This is a genomic window from Saccharopolyspora hirsuta (assembly GCF_008630535.1).
GTDB lineage: Bacteria > Actinomycetota > Actinomycetes > Mycobacteriales > Pseudonocardiaceae > Saccharopolyspora > Saccharopolyspora hirsuta.
Genome location: NZ_VWPH01000002.1, coordinates 535,700 through 551,225, shown reverse-complemented (window position 1 = coordinate 551,225; position 15,526 = coordinate 535,700). Strand labels below are relative to the sequence as shown.

The following is a 15,526-nucleotide window of genomic DNA, read 5'->3' as shown; positions in this document are numbered from 1 at the left end:
TAAAGGAAGGGTCCGCCACCTTGTTGCCGGGGCGCGCCGTCCGCACGGTGAGTCCGTTCACGACGAGGAGGACGGATGACTACTGAGGTCGGCAGCCGCGACGGTGCGGCGCGCTCCGGCGGCGAACGCCGGGTGGTCGCCAACGTGATCCGGGGATCGATCGGCAACCTGATCGAGTGGTACGACTGGTACGCCTACACCGCGTTCAGCGTGTACTTCGCCGCCACCTTCTTCCCCGAGGGCGACCTGACCGCTCAGCTGCTCAACACCGCCGGCGTGTTCGCCATCGGCTTCCTGATGCGCCCGCTGGGCGGCTGGCTGCTCGGCCGCTACGCGGACCGGTTCGGCCGCCGCGCCGCGCTGACGCTGTCGGTGACGCTGATGGCCTGCGGTTCGCTGGTGATCGCGCTGACCCCGGACTACCAGACCATCGGGCTGGGCGCGCCGCTGCTGCTGGTGGCGGCGCGGCTGGTGCAGGGCATCTCCGTCGGCGGCGAGTACTCCACCTCCGCCACCTACCTCTCCGAGGTGGCCACCCCGGGCAAGCGCGGCTTCTACTCCAGCTTCCAGTACGTGACGCTGGTCGCCGGGCAGCTCACCGCGCTGGGCGTGCAGATCCTGCTCCTGCTGGTGCTCAGCAACGAGCAGATGGAGTCCTGGGGCTGGCGGATCCCGTTCGTGATCGGGGCCGTCGGCGCGATCGTGGTGATGGTGCTGCGGCGCGGCATGGACGAGACCGAGAGCTACCAGAAGTCCAAGTCCGGCGGCGAGACCCGCGGCACGGTCCGGGCGCTGCTGCAGCACCCCAAGGAGTGCCTGCTGGTGGTCGGCCTCACCCTGGGCGGCACCGTGGCGTTCTACACGTACACGACCTACCTGCAGAAGTACATGGTCGCCACGGCGGGCATCGACAAGCCCACCGCGGCCTGGATCAACTTCTTCGCGCTGCTGGTGTTCCTGGTCCTGCAGCCGCTGGCCGGGGCCCTGTCGGACCGCATCGGGCGGCGCTGGCTGCTGCTGACCTTCGGCGTGTGCGGCACGGTGCTGACGGTGCCGATCATGACGCTGCTGGGCAGCACGCAGAACCCCTTCGCGGCCTTCGGGCTGATGCTGGGCGGGCTGGTGATCGTCACCGGCTACACCTCGATCAACGCGATCGTGAAGGCCGAGCTGTTCCCGACCAACATCCGCGCGCTCGGCGTCGGCCTGCCGTACGCGCTGACCGTGGCGATCTTCGGCGGCTCCTCGGAGTACGTGGCGCTGTGGCTGAAGCAGGCGGGCATGGAGAACGTGTTCTTCTGGTACGTCTCGGGCTGCGTGCTGATCTCGCTGCTGGTCTACCTCCGGATGCGCGAGACGTCGAAGGACTCCCGCATCGACGCCTGATCCGGCGGCTGGCGATACTCGCGGTGAGGATTGCTGGAGGTGGCCGGTGCGCGTGCTTCTCGTCGAGGACGACGACGGTGTGGCCGACGCTCTCGTCGACGTCCTCACCGCGCACGGCCACCGGCCCACCCGGGTCACCCGCGGCGCGGACGCGCTGACCAGGCACCGCGACCACGACCTGGTGCTGCTGGACCTGGGGCTGCCCGACGCCGACGGCCTCGACGTGCTGCGCAAGCTGCGCCGGATCGGGCCGGTCCCGGTGGTGGTGCTGACCGCGCGCGGCGAGGAGCGGACGGTCGTCCGCGGGCTGCGCTCCGGCGCGGACGACTACCTGGTCAAACCGGTGCGGATGGCGGAGCTGGTGGCGCGCATCGAGGCGGTGGCCCGGCGCGGGCGCCCGCAGGCGGCGGACGCCGAGGAGGTGCTGGTCGGCGACGTGCGGGTGGACCTGCGCACCCGCCGGGTGCGGGTGGCCGACCGCGACGTGGAGCTGACGCCGAAGGAGTTCGACGTGCTGGCGGTGCTCGCCCGCGAAGCGGGCAGCGCGGTCAGCAGGCAGCGCCTGATGGACGAAGTGTGGGGCGACGCCTACCTGGCCGTCTCGCGGTCGCTGGACGTGCACATCGCGCAGCTGCGGGCGAAGCTGGGCCGCCCGGACCTGCTGGTCACCATCCGCGGCTTCGGCTACCGCTTCGGCGAGTGAGCGGGGTGAGCGGTGCGCAGGCGGTTGTTGCTGGTGTTGCTGGGGTTCTCGATCGTCGCGGTGGCCGGGTTCGCCGCGCCGCTGCTGCGGGCCACCGCCGCCGAGCGGACGCAGCAGCTCGTGCTCGCCCGCTCCGCCGACCTGGACCGGTTCGCCGGGCTCGCCGACCACGCCTTCAGCACCGGCGACCGCTCGCAGCTGGTCGACGAGGCCGTCCGGTACACCGAGCTCTACGGCGAGCCGCTGGTCGTGGTGGACGCCGCGCGGGCCCCGGTGGTGGAGACCGGCGGGTTGCGCGCGGTCGACGTGGCCGACGCGACCGACAAGGCGCTGCGCAACGAGCTCGCCGGGCCGGTGCCGTGGCTGCGGCCGTGGTCCGACGGCGACCTGGTGCGCTACCGGCCGGTCGGCGACGGCACGCGCGTGACCGGCGCGGTGGTGCTGAAGGCGTCCGTGCAGCGCGCGACGCAGGACATCGGCGAGCGCTGGGCGCTGATCGCCGCCGGGGCGCTGACCGCGCTGCTGGCGTGCGGGCTGCTCGCGCTGGTGCTGGCCAGGTGGGTGCTGCGGCCGCTGGCCGAGCTGCGCTCAGGGATGCGGGCGGTCGGCGCCGGTTCGCGCCGGTCGCGGGTCCCGGTCGACGTCGGGCCCCCGGAGCTGCGGGAGCTGGCGATGTCCTTCAACCGGATGTCCGCGGCGGTCGCCGACGCCGAGGAGCAGCAGCGGCGGCTGGTCGCGGACGCCTCGCACCAGCTGCGCAACCCGATGGCCGCGCTGCGGCTGCGGGTGGACGCGCTGGAGCGGCGGATCACCCCCGAGGGGGCCAGCACCTACCGGTCCGCGCTGGCGGAGGTGGACCGGCTGGAATCGCTGCTGGACCGGCTGCTGGCGCTGGCCACCGCCGACCGGGGACCGGAACCGACGGGCACCGCCGAGGTGGCCGAGATCGCGGTGGGCCGGGTCGAGGCGTGGCGGTCGGCAGCCGAGGCGGCGGGCGTCGCGCTGTCCGCGCCCCGGCTGGACGAGGCGGTCGCGGACATCCCGCCCGACGAGCTGACCCAGGTCCTCGACGTCCTGCTGGACAACGCGATCAAGTACGCCGGGCGCGGTGCCTCCGTCGAGGTGCGCTGCGAGGGCTGCGCGCTGATCGTCCGGGACACCGGGCCGGGCCTGTCCGACGCGGAGATCCAGCAGGCGGCGCAACGGTTCTGGCGGGCCGACCGGCATCGCGGCAGCCGCGGCTCCGGGCTCGGCCTGGCCATCGTCGACCGGCTGGTGAGCGCGCGGGGCGGCGCGATGCACCTGGAGCACGTCGAGCCGCACGGGCTGTCGGTGCGCCTGGAACTGCCGGAGGCCCGCTGATGCGCCGCCGCGACTTCCTCGCCCTGGTCGGCGCCGGGTTCCTCAGCTCCTGCACGAGCGGTCCGCCCGCCCGCACCGTCCGCATCGCCGCCGGAGAGCCCGGGGGGTTCTACACCTCGTTCGCGCGGCTGCTGGCCGACGAGGTGTCGGCGGCGTCCGGCAACCGCGTGGAGGTGCTCAGCACGCAGGGCAGCGTGGCCAACGTCGAGCTGCTCCGGGACGGCGGGACCGACCTCGGCATGGTGCTGGCCGATACCGCGGCCGAGCTCGGCCCGGCGATCCCGCTGCGGGCGCTGGGCCGGGTCTACGAGAACTACGCGCAGCTGGTGGTCCGGGCGGACAGCCCGGTGCAGGTGCTGGACGAGCTGTCCGGTCGGACGGTCTCGATCGGCGCGCCGAAGTCCGGGACCGCGCTGTTCGGCCGCCGGATGCTCGCCCCGCGCCCCGGCGTCCGGACCACCGCGCTGCCGTTGGAGGACGCGATCGCGGCGCTGGAGGCCCGGCGCATCGACGCCCTGCTGTGGTCCGGCGGGATCCCGACACCGGCGCTGCGCGCGCTGGACGACCGGATCGGCATCCGCCTGCTACCGCTGGAGGAGGTGACGTCCGGGTGCGGCCCGGTCTGCGACCAGCTGCAGGTGCCGCCGGGCGCCTACCGCCGAACGGCCGGGGTGCCCACGGTCGGCGTCGCCAACGTCCTGGCCTGCACCCCGGATCTGCCCGACGACGTGGCCGAGGCGGTGGTCCGCGTCCTGGTGCGGCGCGCGCCGTTCCTGGTCCCGCAACCGACGGTCGGCACCCAGTTCCTCGACGTCGGCAACCTCATCGGCACCGGCCCGGTCCCCCTGCACCCGGGAGCCCAGCGCGCCTACCGGGACCTGCACGGCTGAGGCCTCGTGAGCGGCGATGGCGGTTCTTACGACCATCCCCGCGCACGACACCTCGTGAGCACCAAGGGTCGTTCTTGCGACCATCGCCGCTCACGAGCGGTCAGGCCATCAGGGCGGTGACCAGGCTGTCCTGGACCCAGGTGAGCCACTGGTAGACGCCCAGGTGCTCGCGGCGCAGGTCGTCCTCGGGGAGCTCGTCGGGCATGTCCTCGTCCACGTCCAGCGCGGTGCCCAGCGCCAGGCGGACGTCGTTGAGCGCCGCCAGCCAGCCGTCGGCCTGCTCCCCGGTCAGCTTCACCCGACCGCCCTGCGGCGGGCAGGTGTCCAGCACCAGCTGCGCCGCCCCGGTCTTGGCCTCCAGCAGGGTCGGCTCGTGCAGCGAGCGCATCGCACCGGCCGCGTCCGCCTGCTCCTCGTCGGTCTCCCCGGTGATCGGGTCGCGCCGGTAGAAGTCCGGCAGCAGCCGGGCCAGGACGCGGTCCTCCGGCGCCGTCGTCGGGCCGGTGCGGATCCCGGTCAGCTCGGCGAGCTCGTCGGTCGGCGCCTCCGCGGCCCGGGCGGTGAGCATGTCCTTGATCTGCCCCACCAGGCCGCGGATGACGGCCGCTTCCTGCTGCGCCAGCTCGGCCTGCACGTGCCCGTTCTTGCGGGTCCAGCCTTCCACTCAGGAATCCTTCTGCATCGTCGCCCACAGGCCGGCGGCGTGCAGCTTCGCCACGTCGCCCTCGACCTTCTCCTTGGAGCCCGAGGACACCACCGCCTTGCCCTTGTGGTGCACGTCCAACATCAGCTTCGTCGCGTGGTCCCGGGTGTAACCGAAGATCTTCTGCAGCACGTAGGTGACGTAGGACATGAGGTTGACCGGGTCGTTCCACACCACGGTCACCCACGGCTTGTCCTCGGTGCCGAGCACATCCGGTTCGAGTTGCGCGCGCTCGATTTCAGCGGGCGAGGTCATGCCCCCATCGTTGCACGCGACCGTCACAGCGGTGTCGACCGCCATCGCTCCGGTCCCGGCGGCCGGTCCGCGCACCGATGCTACGGCCGCGGGGAACGTTTCCGCAGGTCATGTCTCGTGAGTGCGATTCGGGGCTAGAGCACCGAACAGCACTCACGAGCCCCTACCAGGCCAAACGATGCGCCGGACGGTCCGCGAGGACGTGCGGGCGAACCGCCGCAACTGATCCGCGACCACGTAATCTCTGCTCCATGAGCACCAGCACTGCGCTGCTTACGGACCACTACGAGCTGACGATGCTCGCCAGCGCGCTGCGCGACGGCACCGCGCACCGACCGTGCACCTTCGAGGTGTTCACGCGGCGGCTGCCGGACGGGCGGCGCTACGGGGTCACCGGCGGCACCGGGCGGGTGCTCGACGCGATCGAGAACTTCACCTTCGGCGAGGCGGAGCTGGCGCAGCTCGCCGAGCACCGGGTGGTCGACGAGAAGACCTTGGAGTGGCTGCGCGACTACCGGTTCCAGGGGCAGGTCGACGGCTACCCGGAGGGCGAGCTGTTCTTCCCAGGCTCCCCGCTGCTGACCGTGCGCGGCACCTTCGCCGAAGCCGTGGTGCTGGAGACGCTGGTGCTGTCGATCCTCAACCACGACAGCGCGATCGCCGCGGCCGCGGCCCGGATGGTCTCGGCCGCCAACGGCCGCCGGATCATCGAGATGGGCTCGCGCCGCACCCACGAGGAGTCCGCGGTGGCCTCCGCCCGCGCGGCCTACCTCGCCGGTTTCACCGCCACCTCGAACCTGGAGGCCGGACGCCGCTACGGCATCCCCACCGCGGGCACCGCGGCGCACGCCTTCACGCTGCTGCACGACTCCGAGCGCTCGGCCTTCGCCTCGCAGGTCGCGGCGCTGGGCACCGGCACGACGCTGCTCGTGGACACCTACGACATCACCCGCGGCATCGAGCTGGCGGTGGAGGTCGCGGGCCCGGAGCTGGGCGCGGTGCGCATCGACTCCGGTGACGTCGGGGTGCTGGCCCGGCAGGCGCGCGAGCAGCTGGACTCGCTGGGCGCCAAGAACACCCGGATCGTCGTCTCCGGCGACCTCGACGAGTACGCGATCGCCGCGCTGCGCGCCGAACCGGTAGACGGCTACGGCGTGGGGACCGCGCTGGTCACCGGTTCCGGGGCGCCGACCGCGGAGATGGTCTACAAGCTGGTGGAGGTCGAGGGGCGCCCGGTCGCCAAGCGCAGCTCGCACAAGGAGTCCCGCGGTGGCCGCAAGGCGGCGGTGCGCCGCTACAAGGAGACCGGCACCGCGGTGGAGGAGGTCGTCTTCCAGGCCACGCCGGGGGCGGCCGAACCGGTGCTCGGCCCGCACGACCGGTTCCTGCAGATCCCGCTGATGCGCGACGGCAAGCGCGTCGAGGACCTGCCCGACCTGGAGGACAGCCGCCAGCGGCTCCGCCACGCGCTGGTCACGCTGCCCTGGGAGGGTTTGAAGCTCTCCCACGGCGAACCGGCGATCCCGACCACCTTCCACACCGCCTGACGACCGACCAGAATGACGAATGGGCTTAATCGCCTTGCGTAGCGGTGCAGGTGGCGGAACCTCAGCGCCCGCCCGGACTCCGGGTGCCCAACTTCATGTATGCCAGGCCGTCCTCGCCAGGCGAACGCTGAGAACCCGCGACGCTGCAAGCTGCGAGGGTGGGCTATGCGCCTGCGGCGCATGCGACCGCTGCCGCAGCTGGGCACGGCGACCTCCGCGGCCTCGGCTCACCGCTGAAAGCGGCTGCGCCGCTTGCCGGGAAGAACTGTCGGGCCCGACACGATCCGAGGAGCCGGGATGACCAAAGCACTGATCGTCGTGGACGTGCAGAACGACTTCTGCGAGGGCGGCGCGCTCGCGGTGGCGGGCGGCGCCGAGGTGGCCGCGGCGATCTCGCAGTACCTCGCCGGGTTCGACCACGACCACGTGGTGGCCACCCGCGACTACCACATCGACCCGGGCGCGCACTTCAGCGACGAGCCGGACTTCGTGCGCTCCTGGCCGCGGCACTGCGTCGCGGGCACCCCGGGCGCGGCGTTCCACCCGGCGCTGGACGTGGGCCCGGTGGAGGCGGTGTTCTCCAAGGGCCAGTACAGCGACGGCTACTCGGGCTTCGAGGGCATCGACCCGCGCGACCGCCCGCTGCACGACTGGTTGGTCGAACGCGGCGTGCAGCGGGTCGACGTGGTGGGCATCGCCACCGACCACTGCGTCCGCGCAACGGCCCTGGACGCGGCCCGGCAGGGCCTGGACACCACGGTCCTGCTGGAGCTGACGGCCGGGGTGTCGCGCGAGACCGTCGACGCGGCCCTCACCGAGCTCGACGCCGCGGGCGTGAACCTCATCGGCGAACCGATCGTCCGCTAGCCGCGCGAATTCGGTGGCTTCCGGGCCGCCGCGCGGGAAAGCTCACGCGCATGGTTTCGACACTGCAGAACGTCGCGATCGACTGCGCGGACGCCTACGGCCTCGCCCGGTTCTGGAGCGAGGTGACCGGACGCCCGCTGCACCCGGAGTCCAGGCCGGGCGATCCGGAAACGGAAGTGCTGCTGGCGGAAGGCCCGGTGCTGCACTTCAACCAGGTTCCCGAGCCCAAGACGGGCAAGAACCGGCTCCACCTGTGCCTGCGGCCCGAGATCTCGCGCGAGCAGGAGGTGGAGCGGCTGCTGGGCATCGGCGCCACCCTCGTCGCCGACCTGCGCAACGCCGACGGCTCGGGCTGGGCGGTCCTCGCCGACCCCGAGGGCAACGAGTTCTGCGTGCTGCGCAGCGAATCCGAACGGGCCGCTGAGGGGGCATCGGGGCTCGTGGACGGGGGTGGGCGGTAGTTTCTTCGACGTGCCCACCTCTGTCCCGCGATGGTCCGACCCGGTTGCGTTCGAGCCCGATGCAGACGACGTGCTCCCACCGGAGATCGCCGACGACCTCGCGCGGGCCGACAAGAGCGCCGAACCAGCGCTTCCGATCGCCGCCAAGGCCAAGCAGGACATCCCGGACCTGCCGACGCTGCTGAACATCGCGATCGAGGCCGTCGGCGGGGTGCCGCGGGAGGGCCAGGCGCGGATGGCCGAGGCCGTCGAGCACTCCATCACCTCCGGCGAGCACCTGGCCGTGCAGGCCGGGACCGGCACCGGGAAGTCGCTGGCCTACCTGGTCCCGGCGATCCGGCACGCCGTCGCCGAGCACACCACCGTCGTCGTGTCCACCGCGACCATCGCGCTGCAGCGCCAGCTGGTCGACCGCGACCTGCCGCGCCTGTCCGCCGCGCTGGCCGACGCGCTGGGGCGGCGCCCGACGTTCGCGATCCTCAAGGGCCGCCGCAACTACCTGTGCCTGAACCGGGTGCACGGCAACGCCCCGGCGGAGCCCGACGAGGGCGCGCTGTTCGACGCCTTCGCCGCCTCCGCGCTGGAGCGGCAGGTCAAGCGCGTCCAGGAGTGGGCCACCGAGACCGAGACCGGTGACCGCGACGAGCTGGTCCCCGGCGTCCCCGACCAGGCGTGGCGGCAGCTGTCGGTCACCGCCAAGGAGTGCCTCGGCGTGCACCGCTGCCCGGTCGGCGTGGACTGCTTCGCCGAGCGCGCCCGCGCCGAGGCCGGGCGCGCGGACATCGTGGTGACCAACCACGCGCTGCTGGCCATCGACGCGCTCGACGACCGGCCGGTGCTGCCCGAGCACGACGTGGTGCTGGTCGACGAGGCGCACGACCTGGTGGACCGGGTGACGTCGGCGGCGACCGGTGAGCTCACCGCGACCGCCGTCCGGCTCGCGGCGCGGCGCTGCGGGCGGGCCATCGACGAGGAGACCGCCGACCGGCTCGAAGAGGCCGCCGAGGGCTTGGACCTCGTGCTGCAGTCGGCGACCCCGGGACGGCTGGAGGAGCTCCCGCAGGACCTCGGCGGCGCGCTGACCGCGCTGCGGGACGCGGCCTGGGCCTGCATCAACGCGCTCGGCCCGGAGCGCAAGGAGGACACCGAGGGCAGCACCGCGCGCAAGCTCGCGCACGCCATCACCGAGGAGGTGCACGACACCGCGGTCCGGCTGCTGGAGGCGTTCGAGGACGAGAAGCAGCACGAGGTGGTGTGGATCTCGGCGGACCCGAACCGCCCGCCGACCGTGCGCATCGCGCCGATCGGCGTCGGCGGCCTGCTCCGCGAGCGGCTGTTCGGGCAGCGCACCACGGTCCTGACCTCGGCGACGCTGGCGCTCGGCGGCTCGTTCGACACGCTGGCCCGCCAGTGGGGCCTGCCCGCCCAGCAGCGGTCCCAGCCGGTCGCCGGGATGGCCACCGCCAAGGAGGCCCCGGCGGACGAGGGCGGGCTGAAGTGGACCGGGCTGGACGTGGGTTCGCCGTTCGAGCACCAGCGCAGCGGCATCCTCTACATCGCCCGGCACCTGCCGCCGCCGGGCCGCGACGGGCTGCCGCCGCAGTACCTGGACGAGCTGACCGAGCTGGTGCAGGCGGCGGGTGGCCGCACGCTGGGCCTGTTCTCCTCGATGCGGGCCGCGAAGCAGGCCAGCGAGGAGCTGCGCCAACGCCTCTCCACCCCGGTGCTGTGCCAGGGCGACGACACCACCGCGCTGCTGGTCCGCCAGTTCGCCGAGGACCCGGCGACCTCCCTGTTCGGCACCCTGTCGCTGTGGCAGGGCGTGGACGTGCCGGGCGACTCGCTGCAGCTGGTGGTGATGGACCGCATCCCGTTCCCGCGCCCGGACGACCCGCTCGCCTCGGCCCGCCAGAAGGCGGTGTCCGAGCACGGCGGCAACGGCTTCCTCACGGTCGCCGGAACCCACGCGGCGCTCCTGCTCGCCCAGGGCGCGGGCCGCCTCCTGCGCGCGCCGAACGACCGCGGCGTGATCGCGGTCCTGGACCCCCGCCTGGCCACGGCCCGCTACGGCGGCTTCCTCCGCGCGTCCCTCCCCCCGTTCTGGACCACCCACGACCCCGAGGTCGTCCGAGGCGCCCTCCGACGCCTCACCGGCACAGCAACGACCTGACCCCCAGCGGCCCCTCCGAGCGGTCCCACCGCAGGCGATGTCGCGATTTCACTGAGGTTTTTCCAACCTCGTTCTGGGTGGCGGTGCAAGTGGCGGAACCTCAGCGCCCGCCTGGCTGTGGGTGCCCTGACTTGTGTATGTCCAATACACGGCGTCAGGGCCGTCCTCGCCAGGCGAACGCTGAGAACCCGCGGCGGTGCAAGCTGCGAGGGTGGGTTATGCGCCTGCGGCGCATGCGACCCTCGCCGACCGGTGCCGGTCGCCCTTCGCAGCTGCGGTCCACGGGCAGGATGAAAAAGGCTCACTGGAAATCAGACGTCCGATTTCCATTGAAATCGCGGAGATCCGCCCCAGGCCGGGCCGACTGTCCACACCCGTCGGCGTGTCCGCCTCCCGACACGCCGACGGATACAGTTTCAATTGAAACCTTGGCGCGCCGTGGGCGGGAGCCGCAGTTTCAATTGAAACTGCAGGGGCGGGTGACGGACGACTCTCCGCCGACCGACGGGGTTTGTGTGCGATCGACAACTCGTCGTCGGGCTTTCTGTTCCGGCCGGGTCGCCGGGTAGGTTGGGGCAGTCGCGCCGACCGGGCCGCAGCGGGGCTGCCCGGATCGCCGAGAACACCTGGTCACAGGGCCGCAGCCGGACACCGGCTCCGGGCAGGCCGCAGCCGGCCGACGGGCTCCGCCCGACGTCGGCGCCGACCGGTGGATGTTGTCGATCGACTGCTAGGGAGACGCCCGTGTCCGCACCACGCCAAGCCGCGCCCGCCGCGAACCTGGCCCGGACTGTGGTCTTCGCCGCCTTCATCGCCGTCCTCGGCATCTTCCCGGGCTTCTACCTCGGCGGTGCCGCGGTGCCGATCGTGCTGCAGAACATGGGACCGCTCCTGGCGGGCAGCATCCTCGGCGCACGCCGAGGCGGCGCATCGGTGCTGCTGTTCCTGGCGCTGGTCGCGATCGGGCTGCCCCTGCTGTCGGGCGGGCGCGGCGGCATCGCCCCCTTCGTCGGGCCGAGCGGCGGCTTCGTGCTCGGCTGGGTTCTGTCGGCGGTGGTCGTCGGCCTGATCGTGCAGCTGGCCCCGAAGCCGGGCCTGCTGGTCCTGCTCGCGGCCAACGTCGCCGGTGTCGCCGTGGACTACCTGATCGGCATCCCGTACTGGGGCCTGATGATCGGCGACCTCGGCGCGGCCGCGGCGCAGTCGCTGGTGTTCGTCCCCGGTGACGCGGTGAAGCTCGTCGCCGTCTCGCTGGTCGCCGTCGCGGTGCACCGCGCCGTCCCGGCGGCGCTGACCGGCGCTCCGCGCCGCGCCCCCGCCGAGAGCTGACCGTGCTCCCCGTCCTCGGCCGCTCCCCCGCTTCGCGGGTCGCGCACGGCGGCACGACGCTCGGTCCTGCGGACCTGCTCGCCCGGGCTCGCAGCGCTGCGCGCCTGCTGCCCCCGGGCTCGCGCGTCGCGCTCGACGGCGGGGACGCGCTGACGCGCTTGACCCACTTCCTCGGCGCGGACCTCGCGGGCTGCGCCACGCTCCTCCTGGAGCCGGCCTGGACCGAGCGCGAGCGCTCCGCCGTCCTCGCCGACGCGGCACCGCACGTGCTGCTGGACCTGGACGCGCCGCCTCGGCCCGCCGCAACGCCGATTTCGCGCGAAATCGCCCCGCAAGGCGACGCCACGCAGTTCTACCTCCCCACCACGTCCGGCAGCAGCGGCCGACCGAAGGTGATGGTGCGGTCCCGGCGCTCCTGGCTGCGGAGCTTCGACGCGCTGGGCCTGGAGCTCGAACCGCGCGACCGGGTCCTGATCCCGGGGCCGCTGAGCTCGTCGCTGTTCCTCTTCGGCGCGCTCCACGCCCTGCACGCGGGCGCCGACGTGCACCTGCTCGACCGGTGGTCCGCGCAGGAAGCGGCTACCGCCGCCCGGCACAGCACCGTCGTCCACCTGGTCCCCGCGATGCTGGCCGCCCTCCTGTCCACTTTGGAGCGCGATCCGGTGCTGCGGGCCGAGTGCGGGCTGCGGGTCGTGGTCTGCGGTGGTGCGCGGGTGGATCAGCAGATCGAGGAGCGGCTGGGCAAGGTGCTGCCGGGCTGCGAGCTGGTCGAGTACTACGGGTCCGCCGAGCACTCGCTGATCGCGGTGCGGCGCGGCGACCGGCTGCGCCCCGTCGTCGAGGTCGAGGTGCGCGGCACCGAGCTCCGGGTCCGCTCCGAGCTCAGCTTCGACGGATACCTGGAGAACGGCGTCGTCGTGCCGCCGAGCACGGATCAGGGCTGGTCCGAGGTGGGCGACCGGGCGATCCTGCACGACGACGGTTCGCTGGAGGTCCTCGGCCGCGCCAGCGCGGTGATCAACACCGGGGCGCGGCTGGTCGGAGCGGAAGAGGTCGAGTCGGTGCTGCGCGGCGCGGACGGGGTGCTCGACGTCCTGGTCGCCGCCACCCCGCACCCCCGCTTCGGCGAGCTGGTCACGGCGGTGGTGGAGGTCGATCCGGCCCGTCCCCCGTCGCGCCGCGACCTGCGGGCCCGGGCGCGGCACTCCCTGGAGCCCGCCAAGCGCCCCCGGCGCTGGTTGGCGGTGCGCGAACTGCCGAGGACCGCATCCGGAAAACCGGCCCGCGCGCTGGTCGCGGACCAGCTGCGCGACGGATCGCTCCAGGCGGAGGCGCTGTGAACCGGACTCCCGTGGTGATCGCGGCGCGGCGGACGCCGATCGGCGAAGCGGGCGGAGTCCTCCGCCACCTGCCGGTCGACCGCCTCGCCGCCCCGGTGCTGCGCGCCGCGCTGGCCGACGCCGGTGTGGCCACTGTGGACGATGTGCTGCTCGGCAACGTGCTCGGGCCGGGCGGGAACCCGGCGCGGGTGGCGGCGCTGCAGGCAGGGCTCGGAGAGCGCACTCCGGGCATGACCATCGACCGGCAGTGCGCGAGCGGGCTCAGCGCGATCACCACCGCAGCCGCGCTGATCAGCTCCGGTGCGGGCGACTGGTTCCTGGCCGGAGGTGTCGAGAGCCCGTCCACCGCGCCCTGGCGCGCGTGGCGCCCGCGCTCCGCGACCGAACCGCCCCGCTTCTACCAGCGGGCCCCGTTCGCCCCGGCCGACATCGGCGACCCGGACATGGGACCGGCGGCCGACCTGGTCGCGGCCGAGGCCGGGATCTCCCGGGAACGCCAGGACGCCTTCGCCGCCCGCAGCCACGCGCGCGCCGTCGCCGCGCAGCAGGAGGGGCGCTTCGACGACGAGTTGGTGCCGGTCAGCGGGGTCACCGCCGACGAGCGGCCGCGCGAGCGCTTCACCGCCGAGCGGCTCGCCCGGTTCCGGCCCGCGTTCACCCCGGACGGCACCGCGACCGCGGCGAACTCCTGCGGCATCAACGACGGCGCGGCGGCCGTGCTGATCACCACCGAGGAGCAGCGGCGGCGGCTCGGCGTGCCCGGCCTGCGGCTGGTGGGCTCGCGGACCTCCGGGGTCGACCCGAACCGGCTGGGCCTGGGCGCGGTGCCCGCGATGCGGGACCTGCTGGCGCAGCACACCGCGGAAGTGGTCGAGTTCAACGAGGCGTTCGCCGGGCAGACCCTGGCCTGCCTGGACGCCGCGGGGATCGACGAGCAGCTGGTCAGCCCGGACGGCGGCGCCATCGCGCTCGGCCACCCGTGGGGCGCTTCGGGCGCGGTGCTGGTGGTGCGGCTGTTCAGCCGGATGGTGCGCGCCGACGGACCGCGCACCGGCCTGGCCGCGCTCTCCTCCGGCGGCGGCCTGGGGGTGGCGACGATGTGGGAGCGAGTGGGTTGATCGAGTTCGAGGGCGTCGGGCACAGCTACGACGAGCGCACCGTGCTGGACGGCGTGGACCTGCGGCTGGACGAGCAGCGCGTCGCGTTCGTGGGCGCGAACGGCTCCGGCAAGTCGACGCTGGCCCGGATGATCAACGGCCTGGTGCACCCGACGCGGGGCCGGGTGCTGGTCGACGGCGTCGACCCGGTGCGCAACGGCCGCGCGGTGCGGCGCCGCGTCGGCTTCGTCTTCACCCACCCGGACAGCCAGATCGTGATGCCCACGGCGGGCGAGGACGTCGCGTTCTCCCTGCGCAAGCAGGGCCTGTCCAAGGCGGAGCGGCAGCGCCGCGCGGCCGAGGTGCTGGCCCAGCACGGCCTGGAGGGCTACGCCGAGCACCCGGCGCACCAGCTCTCCGGCGGCCAGAAGCAGCTGCTGGCGCTGTGCTCGATGCTGGTGCTGGACCCGGACGTGCTGGTCTGCGACGAGCCGACGACGCTGCTCGACCTGCGCAACAAGCGCCACTTCGCCGAGGTCCTGGCCGGGCTCCGCCAGCAGGTCGTGCTGGTCACCCACGACCTGGACCTGCTGGACGACTTCGACCGGGTGGTGGTGCTGGAAGCCGGGAAGGTGGTCGCCGACGACGAACCCGGCCCGGCCGTCCGCTACTACCGGGAGCTGGTCGGATGAACCCGCTCGGCCTGTACGAACCGGGCACCAGCCCGGTCCACCGCGCGCCAGCGGGCTGGAAGTTCCTGGCGCTGCTGGCGTTCGCGGTGGCGATCTTCGTCCTGAGCTCCCCGCTGGCGCTGACCGGCTGCGCGCTGGCGGTGGCCCTGACCTACGCGATCGCCCGGATCCCGGCCCGCCGCTGCTGGCAGATCTCCCGCCTGCTGATCCCGCTGCTGCTGGTGGTGTTCCTGCTCCAGTGGTGGATGCTCGGCCTCGACAGCGCGGCGGTGGTCTGCCTGCGCCTGCTGACCGCCCTCGCCGCGGCGAACCTGTTAACCCTGACCACCCGGGTGGACGACCTGGTCACGGCGGTGGAACGCGGCCTCAGCCCAACCCGCCGCCTCGGCATCCGCCCGGACCGGATCGGCCTCCTGGTCGGCCTGACCCTGCAAGCGGTGGCGGCCCTGTCCACGATCGCAACCCAGGTCCGAGAAGCCCAACGAGCCCGAAACGCGGACCGCTCCCTCCCGGCCTTCGCGGTCCCCTTCCTCGTCCGAACCCTCCGCCACGCAGACGACCTCGGAGAAGCCCTAGCAGCCCGAGGAGTCGGAGACGACTGACCCGAACCCGGGACTTAAGACCCTGGTGAGAACCGAGCGGTGCTGGGCATATTGATGGGTACCGGGGAAACCCGGCGACCGGCCCGAGGATGCAGTGGCCTTGACGACCATCAGGCCGCCAA

Annotated in this window: 15 protein-coding genes; 13 read left to right on the top strand and 2 right to left on the bottom strand. The window is 73.2% G+C overall.

Annotation, left to right across the window (positions count from 1 at the left end; genetic code table 11):
• Window positions 1-75 precede the first annotated feature (75 nt).
• The 4 genes from F1721_RS05650 to F1721_RS05635 are packed head-to-tail and all read left to right on the top strand — an operon-like array spanning window position 76 to window position 4,341.
• Window positions 76-1,386, top strand: coding sequence for an MFS transporter (locus F1721_RS05650; RefSeq protein ID WP_150065443.1), 1,311 nt, complete (start codon window positions 76-78; stop codon window positions 1,384-1,386).
• Between the two features lie 46 nt (window positions 1,387-1,432).
• On the top strand, window positions 1,433-2,089 hold the full coding sequence (locus F1721_RS05645) for a response regulator transcription factor (RefSeq protein ID WP_150065442.1): 657 nt from the start codon (window positions 1,433-1,435) through the stop codon (window positions 2,087-2,089).
• 12 nt (window positions 2,090-2,101) lie between these two features.
• On the top strand, window positions 2,102-3,451 hold the full coding sequence (locus F1721_RS05640; protein ID WP_150065441.1) for a sensor histidine kinase: 1,350 nt from the start codon (window positions 2,102-2,104) through the stop codon (window positions 3,449-3,451).
• A complete protein-coding gene (locus F1721_RS05635; protein WP_150065440.1) occupies window positions 3,451-4,341 on the top strand; it encodes a TAXI family TRAP transporter solute-binding subunit in 891 nt (296 codons plus the stop codon). The genes F1721_RS05640 and F1721_RS05635 overlap by 1 nt, the downstream gene beginning before the upstream one ends.
• Window positions 4,342-4,441: 100 nt before the next feature.
• On the opposite strand, the gene F1721_RS05630 is transcribed toward F1721_RS05635, so the two are convergent.
• On the bottom strand, window positions 4,442-5,005 hold the full coding sequence (locus F1721_RS05630) for a DUF2017 domain-containing protein (protein WP_150065439.1): 564 nt from the start codon (window positions 5,003-5,005) through the stop codon (window positions 4,442-4,444).
• Window positions 5,006-5,299 carry an ATP-dependent Clp protease adapter ClpS gene (clpS, locus tag F1721_RS05625; protein ID WP_150065438.1) on the bottom strand — a complete coding sequence of 98 codons (294 nt, stop codon included), beginning with the start codon at window positions 5,297-5,299 and terminating at the stop codon, window positions 5,006-5,008.
• A 251-nt stretch (window positions 5,300-5,550) separates the two neighbouring features.
• Between clpS and F1721_RS05620 the strand changes: the two genes are divergently transcribed.
• The 9 genes from F1721_RS05620 to F1721_RS05580 all read left to right on the top strand — a co-directional run bounded on the left by F1721_RS05620 (window position 5,551) and on the right by F1721_RS05580 (window position 15,404).
• A complete protein-coding gene (locus F1721_RS05620) occupies window positions 5,551-6,846 on the top strand; it encodes a nicotinate phosphoribosyltransferase (protein WP_150065437.1) in 1,296 nt (431 codons plus the stop codon).
• A gap of 297 nt (window positions 6,847-7,143) precedes the next feature.
• On the top strand, window positions 7,144-7,713 hold the full coding sequence (locus F1721_RS05615; RefSeq protein WP_150065436.1) for an isochorismatase family protein: 570 nt from the start codon (window positions 7,144-7,146) through the stop codon (window positions 7,711-7,713).
• Between the two features lie 50 nt (window positions 7,714-7,763).
• Window positions 7,764-8,174 (top strand): VOC family protein, encoded by a 411-nt coding sequence (locus tag F1721_RS05610; RefSeq protein WP_150065435.1) that lies wholly within the window; start codon window positions 7,764-7,766, stop codon window positions 8,172-8,174.
• A 10-nt stretch (window positions 8,175-8,184) separates the two neighbouring features.
• On the top strand, window positions 8,185-10,344 hold the full coding sequence (locus F1721_RS05605) for an ATP-dependent DNA helicase (RefSeq protein ID WP_150065434.1): 2,160 nt from the start codon (window positions 8,185-8,187) through the stop codon (window positions 10,342-10,344).
• A gap of 744 nt (window positions 10,345-11,088) precedes the next feature.
• Complete coding sequence (locus tag F1721_RS05600) at window positions 11,089-11,673, top strand: biotin transporter BioY (RefSeq protein WP_170301361.1); 585 nt, start codon at window positions 11,089-11,091, stop codon at window positions 11,671-11,673.
• A gap of 2 nt (window positions 11,674-11,675) precedes the next feature.
• Window positions 11,676-13,013 carry a class I adenylate-forming enzyme family protein gene (locus F1721_RS05595; protein WP_211840337.1) on the top strand — a complete coding sequence of 446 codons (1,338 nt, stop codon included), beginning with the start codon at window positions 11,676-11,678 and terminating at the stop codon, window positions 13,011-13,013.
• Window positions 13,010-14,131, top strand: a complete 1,122-nt coding sequence (locus F1721_RS05590; protein WP_150065432.1) for a thiolase family protein — start codon at window positions 13,010-13,012, stop codon at window positions 14,129-14,131. Before F1721_RS05595 ends, F1721_RS05590 begins: the two co-directional genes overlap by 4 nt.
• On the top strand, window positions 14,128-14,802 hold the full coding sequence (locus F1721_RS05585; protein WP_150065431.1) for an energy-coupling factor ABC transporter ATP-binding protein: 675 nt from the start codon (window positions 14,128-14,130) through the stop codon (window positions 14,800-14,802). Before F1721_RS05590 ends, F1721_RS05585 begins: the two co-directional genes overlap by 4 nt.
• On the top strand, window positions 14,799-15,404 hold the full coding sequence (locus F1721_RS05580; protein ID WP_150065430.1) for an energy-coupling factor transporter transmembrane component T family protein: 606 nt from the start codon (window positions 14,799-14,801) through the stop codon (window positions 15,402-15,404). The genes F1721_RS05585 and F1721_RS05580 overlap by 4 nt, the downstream gene beginning before the upstream one ends.
• The last annotated feature ends 122 nt before the right edge of the window (window positions 15,405-15,526 follow it).